Source organism: Sphingomonas ginsengisoli An et al. 2013, assembly GCF_009363895.1.
In the GTDB taxonomy this organism is placed as follows: domain Bacteria; phylum Pseudomonadota; class Alphaproteobacteria; order Sphingomonadales; family Sphingomonadaceae; genus Sphingomicrobium; species Sphingomicrobium ginsengisoli.
Genome location: NZ_CP045434.1, coordinates 2,823,642 through 2,835,508, shown reverse-complemented (window position 1 = coordinate 2,835,508; position 11,867 = coordinate 2,823,642). Strand labels below are relative to the sequence as shown.

Below are 11,867 nucleotides of genomic sequence, written 5' to 3'. Positions count from 1 at the left end.
CCCCTCACCTTCGCCCCTTCAGGAATAGAAACTCGAAGCCCTGACGCAGGGCAGGAGTAAGTGATGAACGAACTGACGAACTTCGCGAACCCGGTGGCCAAGCCGGAGACCTTCGACGAGATCAAGATCGGGATCGCGAGCCCGGAGAAGATCCGCAGCTGGTCGTTCGGCGAAATCAAGAAGCCGGAGACGATCAACTACCGCACGTTCAAGCCCGAGCGTGACGGCCTGTTCTGCGCGCGCATCTTCGGTCCGATCAAGGACTACGAGTGCCTGTGCGGCAAGTACAAGCGGATGAAGTATAAGGGCATCGTCTGCGAAAAGTGCGGCGTCGAGGTGACCGTCTCCAAGGTCCGCCGCGAGCGCATGGGCCACATCGAGCTGGCCGCGCCCGTCGCCCACATCTGGTTCCTGAAGTCGCTGCCGAGCCGCATCGGCCTGCTACTCGACATGCAATTGAAGCAGCTCGAGCGCATCCTCTACTTCGAGAGCTACGTCGTGATCGAGCCGGGCCTGACCCCGCTCGAGAAGTATCAGTTGCTGACCGAGGACGAGCTCCTCAACGCGCAGGACGAGTATGGCGAGGACGCTTTCTCGGCCGGGATCGGCGCCGAAGCGGTCAAGATCATGCTGATGGACCTCGACCTCGAGGGTGAGAAGGAAGCGCTGCTCAAGGAGCTGGCCGAGACCAAGTCGGAGCTTAAGCCCAAGAAGATCATCAAGCGCCTCAAGGTCGTCGAGAGCTTCCTCGAGTCGGGCAACCGTCCCGAATGGATGATCCTCGACGTCGTTCCGGTCATCCCGCCCGAGCTGCGTCCGCTGGTGCCGCTCGACGGCGGCCGCTTCGCGACCTCGGATCTGAACGATCTGTACCGCCGCGTGATCAATCGTAACAACCGCCTCAAGCGGCTGATGGAGCTGCGTGCGCCGGACATCATCGTCCGCAACGAGAAGCGCATGCTGCAGGAGGCCGTCGACGCGCTGTTCGACAACGGCCGCCGTGGCCGCACAATCACCGGTGCCAACAAGCGTCCGCTCAAGTCGCTGTCCGACATGCTCAAGGGCAAGCAGGGCCGCTTCCGCCAGAATCTGCTCGGCAAGCGCGTCGACTATTCGGGCCGTTCGGTCATCGTCACCGGTCCGGAGCTCAAGCTCCACCAGTGCGGTCTGCCCAAGAAGATGGCGCTCGAGCTGTTCAAGCCGTTCATCTACTCGCGCCTCGACGCCAAGGGTCTGTCGATGACCCTGAAGCAGGCGAAGAAGTGGGTCGAGAAGGAGCGCAAGGAAGTCTGGGACATCCTCGACGAGGTGATCCGCGAGCATCCGGTGCTGCTGAACCGCGCCCCGACGCTTCACCGCTTGGGCATCCAGGCGTTCGAGCCAGTGCTGATCGAGGGCAAGGCGATCCAGCTTCACCCGCTGGTCTGCGCCGCGTTCAACGCCGACTTCGACGGCGACCAGATGGCCGTGCACGTTCCGCTGAGCCTCGAGGCCCAGCTCGAAGCGCGCGTCCTGATGATGAGCACCAACAACATCCTGTCGCCGGCCAACGGCAAGCCGATCATCGTGCCCTCGCAGGACATGGTGCTCGGGCTCTACTACCTCTCGATGGAGAAGGACGGTGAGCCGGGCCAGGGCATGATGATCTCGGACATGGCGGAGGTCCACTCGGCGATCGCCGCAGGGGCGGTCACGCTCCACACCAAGATCATCAGCCGCGTTCCGCAGACGGACGAGGCCGGCAACCAGTATATGAAGCGCTTCGAGACGACGCCGGGCCGCATGCTGCTCGGCGAGACGCTCCCGAAGAGCCACAAGGTGCCGTTCGAGACCGTCAACCGCCTGCTGACCAAGAAAGACATCGGCGACGTCATCGACGAGGTCTATCGTCACACCGGCCAGAAGGACACGGTGCTGTTCGCCGACGCCATCATGGCGCTGGGCTTCCGCAACGCGTTCAAGGCCGGCATCAGCTTCGGCAAGGACGACATGGTCATCCCGCAGGCCAAGGATCCCCTCGTCGAGGAGACCCGCGCGCTCGTGAAGGACTATGAGCAGCAGTATCAGGACGGCCTGATCACCCAGCAGGAAAAGTACAACAAGGTGATCGACGCCTGGTCGCGTTGCGGTGACCGCGTCGCGCAGGAGATGATGAAGGAAATCTCGGCCACGCCCAAGGGCGAGGACGGCCGCGAGAAGCCGATCAACTCGATCTACATGATGGCGCACTCGGGCGCTCGTGGTAGCCAGGCGCAGATCAAGCAGCTGGCCGGCATGCGCGGCCTGATGGCCAAGCCGTCGGGCGAGATCATCGAGACCCCGATCATCTCGAACTTCAAGGAAGGCCTGACCGTCCTTGAATACTTCAACTCGACCCACGGCGCCCGCAAGGGCCTGGCCGATACGGCGCTCAAGACGGCGAATTCGGGTTACCTGACCCGCCGTCTGGTCGACGTCAGCCAGGACGCCGTCATCGTCGAGGAAGATTGCGGCACTGACCAGGCGCTCGAGATGCGCGCCATCGTCCAGGGCGGCGCGGTGATCGCCTCGCTCGGCGACCGCGTGCTGGGTCGCACCACGGCCGAGGACGTCGTCGATCCCAAGTCGGGCGAGACGATCGTCGCCGAGGGCATCCTGCTCGACGAGCCGATGGTGGCGAAGCTCGAGGCCGCCGGCCTGCAGGGCATCAAGATCCGCTCGCCGCTGGTCTGCGCCAGCCGCCAGGGCGTCTGCGGCAAGTGCTACGGGCGTGATCTCGCCCGCGGTACGCCGGTCAACATCGGCGAAGCGGTCGGCGTGATCGCCGCCCAGTCGATCGGTGAGCCGGGCACCCAGCTGACGATGCGGACCTTCCACATCGGCGGCGCCGCCCAGCTCAACGAGACGTCGAACCTCGAGGCGCCGGTCGACGGCACCATCGAGCTCAGGGACATGCCGACGATCGCCGATCCGCGCGGCCGCCACGTCTCGCTGTCGCGCTCGGGCGAGATCGCGATCCTCGACATGGACGGGCGCGAGCTCTCGACGCACCGCGTGCCGTACGGCGCGCACCTGCTGTGCGAGAGTGGGCACATCGTCTCGAAGGGCGACCGCATCGCCGAGTGGGATCCGAGCTTCGCGCCGGTGATCACCGAGCGGGCGGGCACGATCAAGTATCAGGACCTGATCGAGCAGCGCACCATGACCGAGGTGACCGACGAGTCGACCGGTATCGCCCAGCGCGTGGTGACCGAGGACATGGGCCGCTCCAAGAAGGACGACCTGCGCCCCCGCCTCACCCTGCTTGGCGCGGACGCCACGGAATCGGGCGTCTACCGCCTGGCGACCAACGCGATCGTCGCGGTCGAGGACGGCCAGAGCGTGGAAGCCGGCGAAGTGCTCGCCCGACTGCCGCGTGAAGCCGCCCGGACCCGCGACATCACCGGCGGTCTGCCGCGCGTCGCCGAGCTGTTCGAGGCGCGCAAGCCCAAGGAGAATGCGATCATCGCCAAGGTGTCCGGCAAGGTCACCTTCATGAAGGACTATAAGGCCAAGCGTAAGATCGCGATCGTGCCCGACGACGGCTCGGATCCGGTCGAATATCTGGTGCCCAAGTCCAAGGTGATCGACGTCCAGGAAGGCGACTTCGTCAAGCGCGGCGACAACCTCGTCGGCGGCTCGCCGGATCCGCATGACATCCTGGAAGTGCTCGGCGTCGTGGCGCTGGCCGAATATCTCGTCGCCGAGATCCAGGAGGTGTATCGACTCCAGGGCGTGAAGATCAACGACAAGCACATCGAGGTGATCGTTCGCCAGATGCTGCAGAAGGTCGAGATCACCGACGGCGGGGACACCACCCTGCTGGCGGGCGAGCAGGTCGATCGCGAGGAAATGGACGAGATCAACGCCAAGCTCGCCAAGAAGGAGCGGCCGGCCGTCGGCAAGCCGGTCCTGCTCGGCATCACCAAGGCGTCGCTCCAGACCCGCAGCTTCATCTCGGCGGCCTCCTTCCAGGAGACCACCCGGGTGCTCACCGAAGCCTCGGTCCAGGGCAAGATCGACACGCTCAACGGCCTCAAGGAGAATGTCATCGTCGGCCGCCTCATCCCGGCGGGTACCGGCGCGGGCATGAACCGCCTGCGCGTGGCGGCCACCAGCCGCGACGCGGCGCTGCGGGCGACCCAGCGCAAGCTGGCCGAGGCTCTCATCGCGCCGAACAGCGCCGAGGAGCTGCGCGCGGCCGAGTTGGCGCAGTCGCCGCGCGACGCCTCGGCATCGGGTCATGATCCGCTCGGCGACGTCGTCCCGAGCGGTCACGGCACCGACGCCGACGCCGGCGACTACCTGCAGGACTAAGCGTGAGGCTCCTCCCCTGCCGGCACCCGCCGGCGGGGGAGGCTCCTGCCCTTCTCGCGACAAAGAAAAACCCCGCCGGAGCTACTGCTCCAGCGGGGTTTTCCTTTAACGCCTGTCTAGGTTTGCGACGCTGACTTAGCAGCGACCGCCGTTGATCGTGTTCTGGGTGCACGTCGCCGCCGAATTGAGATCGGCTGCTGCGCCCCGGACGGTGTTGCAGGCGGCAAGCGCCAGCGAACCCACGATCAAACCCAGTGCAACGACAGTCTTCACCATGATCATCCCCTTACTCAAAAAGCGGAATGACCATGGCCCGGATCACATCGCGTTGTCGACCGCATTCGCTGCCGAATTCACGTCCTTGGCGGCACCGCGAACGGTGTTGCAAGCCGCGATCGCCAGCGAGCTACCGATCAGGGCCAAAGTCACTACCTTGCGAAGCATGGTCAATTCTCCTGTCTGACCGCTGAACAACCGTTGCGCAGCCGGTTAGTTGCAGCCGCAATTTTCACTATCCGGCAACTCGGCGTTCAGAAGTCACGCTTCGCTTGGTTATACCGCCACCGGCGCCGCGATATGCGGGTGCGGATCATAGCCCTCGACCACGAAATCCTCGAGCTCGTAGCCGAACAGGTCCTGCCCACGGTCCTTGATTCTGAGCTGGGGCAGCGCCCGCTGCTCGCGCGACAATTGCAGCCGCGCCTGGTCGAGATGGTTCGAATAAAGATGCACGTCGCCCCCGGTCCACACGAAGGTGCCCGGCTCGAGCCCGCACTCCCGCGCCAGCAAATGGGTAAGCAGCGCATAAGAGGCGATGTTGAACGGCACGCCGAGGAACAGGTCGGCGCTGCGCTGGTAGAGCTGGAGGTTCAATTTGCCCGCCGCCACCTGCGTCTGGAACAGGCAATGGCAGGGTGCCAGCGCCATCTGTCCCAGCTCGCCAGGGTTCCAGGCGGTGACGATCTGGCGCCGGCTGGCGGGATCGCGCCGGATGAGGTCGACCAATTCCTTGATCTGGTCGATGTGGCGGCCGTCCGCCGTCTCCCAGTCGCGCCACTGCTTGCCGTAGACGGGGCCGAGCTCGCCCTCGGCGTCGGCCCATTCGTCCCAGATGCTGACCTTGCGCTCCTGCAGCCAACGGACGTTGGTGTCGCCGTTCAGGAACCATAGCAATTCGACGATGATCGAGCGCAGGTGCAGCTTCTTGGTCGTCACCAGCGGGAAGCCGTCGGCGAGGTTGAAGCGCATCTGCGCGCCGAACAGCGACAGCGTCCCCGTGCCGGTACGGTCCGCCTGCGGCACGCCCTCATCGAGCACCCGCTGCATCAGTTCGTGATAAGCCTGCATGGCCACCATGCTAGCCGCCGCGCCCAAGCAAGGCGAGAGGCGGCGGTTCCCTCCATAACGGATTCGACTTCGCTTCGGGCCGGCGGGGCGCGGGCCTATGACTTGAGTCGTGCTTCAGCGTGCCGAAACGCCAGCCACCCTCGCCGGGGTCGATGCCGCCCGCGCCTTTTTCGCCGGCAGCATCGATCCCTCCGCCCGGGCCGACACCGTTGGGTGGCGCATCTGGATGAGGACGCGCACTGCCTTCATCTCAGCGCCTACTCCGATGGCGCGGGCGCTCACGTCCTTCCCGCCCGTGCCATCCTCACCGACGCCGTCCGGATCGGCAGTACCGGCCTGGTCCTCGCCCACCGCCAGGCCCGCGGCGAACTCGCCCCGCGCACCATCGACCGCACCGCCACCCGCGACCTCGCCCGCGCCGCCGAAGCCTGCGACATCACCCTCCTCGACCACCTCATCCTCGCGGGCGAGGAATGCGCGAGCATGCGGCGGATGGGGTTGCTGTAGAGCGGGAAACTAAGGTCTGCTTTCGACCCATTGCGGACATTAGCTCAAGCGTGGCCAGTCACCGTCCGGAAACTGCTTGATCAGCAGCGTGTGCCCTTTCGCAAGACGCCGCAGCAGGGGCGAGCAGTCCAGATACTTGCTGTTGCAGGTGACCACCTCGACTGCGCTTTCAACCCGTCCAGTGGGATAGATTGGTGATTGCGTGTGACGAGGCTCGAGGGCGTCATAGACGAAGGCAAGCGTGTGGCCGTCGATCCAGCCCGCGTGTACGTTGAGCATGTGCCCAAACGTGAGTTGCGGATCGTTCTTGTCGCCTGGTTCGGCGATCGTAATCGTCAGATAGCCCCCGATGGTGCCTCTCGGCTGGTAGCCAACCAGAGTGGCCACCATCGCCCCTGAGGGCGCGGTCAGCTCGGCCGTAAAATCAGGGGAACGTGGCGCACAGCTAACCAGCGCGAGGGACGTCAGAACGACTTCAAGCCGACCTATCATGCCACAAGCTATCGTAAAGCGGAGCAACTCGGAATGGCCGCTCTCCACCCAAAGCGGACATCCGGTCAACGAGCCCTGCCGACTTCCACTCGCACTTCGTTCGAACGCGCATATGCGCCAGTCATCGCGCCGCCCGCCAAGCTGACGCAGAGGTTCAACCGTTCCCTACCCAAATCGTAATCGGACATATGCTTATTGACGTCCGCTCTAAGGATAAAAGTCCCGGTCTCAGGCACGTAGAGATCATACGTCGTGTCGCCCGCAGTTGATCTGAGGGCATTGAACCCCCGGCCGTAGTACGACACCTTCGTTATACCTTGGTAAGGGCCGGATGCGAACAGTTCGATGTCTGGAGCATCGCAGGGAACCACGACGGCGTAACCGTTCAACTCGTGCCGGCGGATTTGATTTATCCAGTCCGAGCTGCCGGCGAGTGTGACCTTCCAAACCGCCTCACCTCTTTGGACAAGGGTTTCCCGAAGGTCATCTTGGGCCGGCAATGCCGCTGCGGATAACCGTTGAACGTGGACCGCACGAAGATTGGCAAGCGGAACTGGCACGCACGCGTAGAGATAGAGAGATATTCCCGTGAGCAGGCTCAATGGAAGGATTGCCCGTCTGAGCCGGTCAGGCGCCATCGTGCGAACCTAACGATAAAGGTGGCTATGTCGACTTTCCACCAAAAGTGAAAATTTAGAAGATGAGCTCAGCCCGATCGCCCGTCCGAACAGGGCTTGATCGCACTCGGCGCCGGCCGGGCGCTCGTCTGTTTGAAGCTCATCAGATAGCTGTCGCCGCCGTGCAGCGGGGCGAAGCGGACGGCGCTCAAGCCAAGCGCGGCGAACTCGCACTTGAGCTCGGGCGGCGGCATCCCGTGGCGCTTCACCGGGCGCAGCGCGTCGACCACCACCACCTCGCCTCCCTGCTTCAGGCCGCCGACCAGATGCCAAAGAAAGGCGTAGGGGTCGGTCACTTCGTGATACATGTGGACGAGGAAGATGCGGTCGAAGCTGGCCGGCGGCAGCATCGGGTCGGCGGGCTGGCCGAGCCGCACCGCGACATTGTCGAGCTTCTCGCGCTGGACGCGCTGCGCCAGCGAATCGCGGGTGGCGGCGACCACGTCCTGCGCCAGCACGCGGCCGCTCGGTCCGACCAGAGGTGACAGCCGCACCGTATAATAGCCCTCGCCCGCGCCGACGTCGGCGACCGACATGCCCGCGGTGACCCCGCTCTGCGCCATGACCTGGTCAAACTCGCCGATCCGGTCGCGCGCATCCTCGGTCGAATAGGCCCCCGAGACGATCGGCGCGACGTCGCGGCCGGCGGGCGGAAACACCGCCTCGCCCCCCGCCTGCGCCCGGCAGGCGGTCAGCAGCAGGACGAGCGGCAGCGCCTGCCTCAATCAACATCCTCCACGTCGACCTTCTCACCCGTCACCCGCTGGCTCAGCGCCGCCGCCATGAAGCGGTCGAGGTCGCCGTCGAGCACGTCGCCCGGCGCGGTCGAGGTGACGCCCGTGCGCAGGTCCTTCACCAGCTGATAGGGCTGGAGCACGTAGGAGCGGATCTGGTGGCCCCAGCCGATGTCGGTCTTACTGGCAGCACTGGCGTTGGCCTCGGCCTCGCGCTTCTGCAGCTCGAGCTCGTAAAGCCGCGCCTTCAGCTGCTTGAACGCCTCGGCGCGGTTCTTGTGCTGGCTGCGCTGGTTCTGGCACTGGACGACGATGTTGGTCGGCAGGTGGGTGATCCGCACCGCGCTGTCGGTCGTGTTGACGTGCTGCCCGCCCGCGCCCGACGCGCGATAGGTGTCGATCCGAAGCTCGCTCTCGTTGATCTCGATGTCGATGTCGTCGTCGACTTCCGGGTAGACCCATACGCTGGCGAAGCTGGTGTGGCGCCGCGCCGAGCTGTCGTAAGGGCTGATGCGCACCAGCCGGTGGACCCCGCTCTCGACCTTCAAGTTACCGTAGGCGTTCTCGCCCTTGATCAGCAGGGTCGCCGACTTGATCCCGGCCTGCTCGCCGGCGTGGAAGTCGACCAGCTCGACCTTCATCCCGTGCCGCTCGGCCCAGCGCGAATACATCCGCTGGAGCATCCCGGCCCAGTCCTGGCTCTCGGTCCCGCCGGCGCCCGAATTGACCTCGACATAGCTGTTGTTGGCGTCGGCCTCGCCCGCCAGCAGCGCCGCGACCTTGTCCTTTTCGGCCCGCTCGGCGAGCTCGGCGAGGCTCTTGACCCCGTCGTCGACCAGCCCGTCGTCGCCCTCGGCTTCGGCCATCTCGATCAGCTCGACGGTGTCGGTCAGCTCGGTCTCGAGCTTGCGGGTCGCACCGATCGCTTCCTCGAGCCGGCGCCGCTCGCGCATCACCTCCTGCGCCGCCTTGGGATCGTCCCACAGCGTCGGATCCTCGACCTTGCCGTTGAGTTCCTCGAGCCGGCGCTGCGCGCGGTCCCAGTCGAGGAAGCGGCGCAGCAACTGGGTGGCGGCGTTGATCTGGTCGATATGAGCCTGCGCTTCGGCGCGCATGGGAAGTCCTTGGATTCGAGTGCCCGTCACCCTGAGTAGGACGGTGGGTTTGGTCCCGCCGTCCTAGTAGATGGCGCCCCGCCTCTGCAAGAAGTCGTCCTGCGCCGGTTGCGCGGTCGCGGCGGCGTGCGCCGACGGGCGAGGTCGGACTGCCGCCACCCGGCGCGGCGCGGCGGTCGCGCCGTCGGCGGAGGAATCCCCCTGCTCGTCGGTGGCGTCGCCGCGGCGGAACGAGCGCCGCGGCTCGGTCTCGGGCTTGAACGCCTCCCAGATCACCGCCGCCTTGGGATCTTCCTGCGTCGGGAAGGTGCCGAACACCTTGCGCCCGGTCACCCGGTCGATCCGCACCATGCGAATTCCCGGCGGGGCGATGAACGGCACCGGCGGGACGTCCTTGAAGGCCACCTGCGCGAATTGCTTGAAGATCGGCGCCGCGATCCGCCCGCCCTGCGCCCCGCCGCCGAGCGAGCGCGGCTGGTCGTAGCCGAGGTAGGTTCCGGCGACGACGTCGGGCGTCCCGCCGACGAACCACACGTTGGTCGGTCCCGAGGTGGTCCCGGTCTTGCCGAACAGCGGACGATTGAGGTCACGCAGTACCACCGCGGTGCCGCGCTGGATCACGCCGGTCATGATGTGGACCATCTGGAACGCCGCCTGCGCATCGAGGATCTGGCGCGAGCGAACCGGCGGGCGCGGCATGATCCCGCCGTTCCACTCGTCGCAATTGCCCATGACCTCGCAGCGATTGTCGGTCCGGTAGATGACCTTGCCGTTGCGGTCCTGGACATAGTCGATCAGCGTCGGGCTGACCGCGCGACCATGGTTGGCGAGGATTGCGTAGGCGTTGGTGAGCTTGAGCACCGTGGTGTCGCCCGCGCCCAAGGCGATCGAGAGGTAGGGCGACTTGCGATAGTCGCCGACGCCGAGCCTCAGCGCGGTGTCGATGATCTTGGGCATCCCGATCTGGCTGGCGGTGCGCACCGTCATCAGGTTGCGCGACTGCTCGACGCCCCAGCGCATCGTCTTGGGCCCGGCATAGCCGCCGTCGAAGTTGCGGAAGCATTTATTGCCCAGCCCCGCCCCCTGCCACACGCAGAAGGGCGCATCGGGGATGATGCTGGCGGGCGTCATGCCGTTGTTGAGTGCGGTGTAATAGACGATCGGCTTGAAGGTCGAGCCGGGCTGGCGGTTCGCCTGGAGCACCCGGTTATAGGACGAGCCGCGCGAATCGAACCCGCCCTGCATCGCCAGCACCCGCCCGGTGCGCACTTCCTCGGCCATGAACCCGCCGCCGATCTCGGGCACCGAGCGGAGGAAGTAGGCGCCGTTGCCGCCGTCCTTGACCACGATCACCATGCCCGGCTCGAGGAAGCCGAACGCGGTCCCGCCAACCCCGCGTTTGGGCTGGCTCGCGTTGGCTGCGGGGAGGCGCCCGGTGGTGCCGTTCTCGAAGCCGATGTCGGCGGAGTCGCTGCTCTTGCGAATGACGACGGCCTTGCGCCAATCCTTGAACCCCGGACCGAGCGGCGCGGCGGTGAGCGCCCCGCGCCAGTCGCCGCTGACGTCGATCTTGAGGCCGCTGTCGCGCCAGCCGCGACCGCCGTCAAAGTTGGCCATCCCCTCCTGTAGCGCCGCCGCCGCGGCATCCTGCATCTTGGGATCCATCGAGCTGCGCACCCACAGCCCGCCGGCGTAGACGCTGTTCGGCCCGTCGGCGGCATTCTCGCCGAACTTGTCCATCAGTTCGCGCCGCACCGCCTCGGTGAAATAGCCGCCCTGCTCCTGGAATTTCTGGTTCGAGCCATAATCGATCGTGCCGAGCGGGGTCGCCGCCGCCTCGCGCCACTGCGCCTCGGTGATGTAGCCGTTGCGCGACATCTCACGCAGCACATAGTTGCGCCGGTCGAGCGCCTTCTGGGTCGCGCGGACGGGATCGTAATTGCTCGGCGCCTTGGGCAGCACCGCCAGATAGGCCGCCTCGGGCAAGGTCAGCTCATCGACGTCCTTGTCGAAATAGGCCCGCGCCGCCGCCTGCACGCCATAAGCGTTCCGGCCGAGGAAGATCTGGTTGAGGTAAAGCTGCAGGATCTGCGGCTTCGACAGCGTCGACTCGAGCCGGAAGGCGAGGATCGCTTCCTTGATCTTGCGCCCGACATTGTAGCTGTTGTCCTGCAGCAAATTCTTGGCGACCTGCTGGGTGATGGTCGAGCCGCCGCGCGCGCGGCCGCCGCCGGTGACCTTCTTGGTGCCATAGTCGAATACCGCGCCGATCAGGCCGGTGTAGTCGATCCCGCCATGGGAGAAGAAGTTCTTGTCCTCGGCCGAGGTGAAGGCCTCGACCACCAGCTTGGGCATCTCGTCATAATTGAGTTCGACCCGGCGCTCGCGGGCGAAGGTCTGGATCGGCTGCCCGTCATAACCGCGGACGTTGGTCGGCAACGGGTTCTGGTAGGCGAGCAAACTCTCCGAGCTCGGGATCTCGCGCGCGAACACCGCCCACACCAGCAGGAAGCCGAAATAGAAGACCACCACCGCATAGGTCAGCCAGCGCACCCAGCGATGGCCCCACCAGCCGCGAACGCGGTCGGCCGCACGGTGGTGACGCTCGAGCCAGGGATGGGCGGAACGTGTCGCGATGGCGTCCATGGGACGCTGCTCTA

9 protein-coding genes are annotated in these 11,867 nt (G+C 65.7%); 3 read left to right on the top strand and 6 right to left on the bottom strand.

Annotated features, from left to right (window positions below):
* Positions 1 to 63: 63 nt before the first annotated feature.
* Positions 64 to 4,335, top strand: a complete 4,272-nt coding sequence (rpoC, locus tag GCU42_RS13835) for a DNA-directed RNA polymerase subunit beta' (protein ID WP_114228479.1) — start codon at positions 64 to 66, stop codon at positions 4,333 to 4,335.
* 151 nt (positions 4,336 to 4,486) lie between these two features.
* A complete protein-coding gene (locus GCU42_RS15580; RefSeq protein WP_162789296.1) occupies positions 4,487 to 4,798 on the top strand; it encodes a hypothetical protein in 312 nt (103 codons plus the stop codon).
* Positions 4,799 to 4,887: 89 nt separating this feature from the next.
* On the opposite strand, the gene GCU42_RS13820 is transcribed toward GCU42_RS15580, so the two are convergent.
* A complete protein-coding gene (locus tag GCU42_RS13820; protein ID WP_114228649.1) occupies positions 4,888 to 5,682 on the bottom strand; it encodes a thymidylate synthase in 795 nt (264 codons plus the stop codon).
* A gap of 213 nt (positions 5,683 to 5,895) precedes the next feature.
* Between GCU42_RS13820 and GCU42_RS15160 the strand changes: the two genes are divergently transcribed.
* Positions 5,896 to 6,189, top strand: a complete 294-nt coding sequence (locus tag GCU42_RS15160) for a JAB domain-containing protein (protein WP_162789299.1) — start codon at positions 5,896 to 5,898, stop codon at positions 6,187 to 6,189.
* Positions 6,190 to 6,228: 39 nt separating this feature from the next.
* On the opposite strand, the gene GCU42_RS13810 is transcribed toward GCU42_RS15160, so the two are convergent.
* The 5 genes from GCU42_RS13810 to GCU42_RS13790 form a co-directional block, all read right to left on the bottom strand.
* A complete protein-coding gene (locus GCU42_RS13810; protein ID WP_152569595.1) occupies positions 6,229 to 6,681 on the bottom strand; it encodes a hypothetical protein in 453 nt (150 codons plus the stop codon).
* A 65-nt stretch (positions 6,682 to 6,746) separates the two neighbouring features.
* Positions 6,747 to 7,283: a hypothetical protein gene (locus GCU42_RS13805; protein WP_152569594.1), complete on the bottom strand. Its 537-nt coding sequence runs from the start codon at positions 7,281 to 7,283 to the stop codon at positions 6,747 to 6,749.
* A 104-nt stretch (positions 7,284 to 7,387) separates the two neighbouring features.
* Entirely contained in the window at positions 7,388 to 8,083 is a 696-nt protein-coding gene (locus GCU42_RS13800) for a methyltransferase domain-containing protein (RefSeq protein WP_114228483.1), read from the bottom strand.
* The gene (gene prfB / locus GCU42_RS13795) at positions 8,080 to 9,207 is read right to left on the bottom strand and encodes a peptide chain release factor 2 (protein ID WP_114228484.1); all 1,128 of its coding nucleotides are present in this window, start codon (positions 9,205 to 9,207) and stop codon (positions 8,080 to 8,082) included. The genes GCU42_RS13800 and prfB overlap by 4 nt, the downstream gene beginning before the upstream one ends.
* Before the next feature lie 63 nt (positions 9,208 to 9,270).
* On the bottom strand, positions 9,271 to 11,853 hold the full coding sequence (locus GCU42_RS13790) for a penicillin-binding protein 1A (protein WP_114228485.1): 2,583 nt from the start codon (positions 11,851 to 11,853) through the stop codon (positions 9,271 to 9,273).
* Positions 11,854 to 11,867 lie beyond the last annotated feature (14 nt).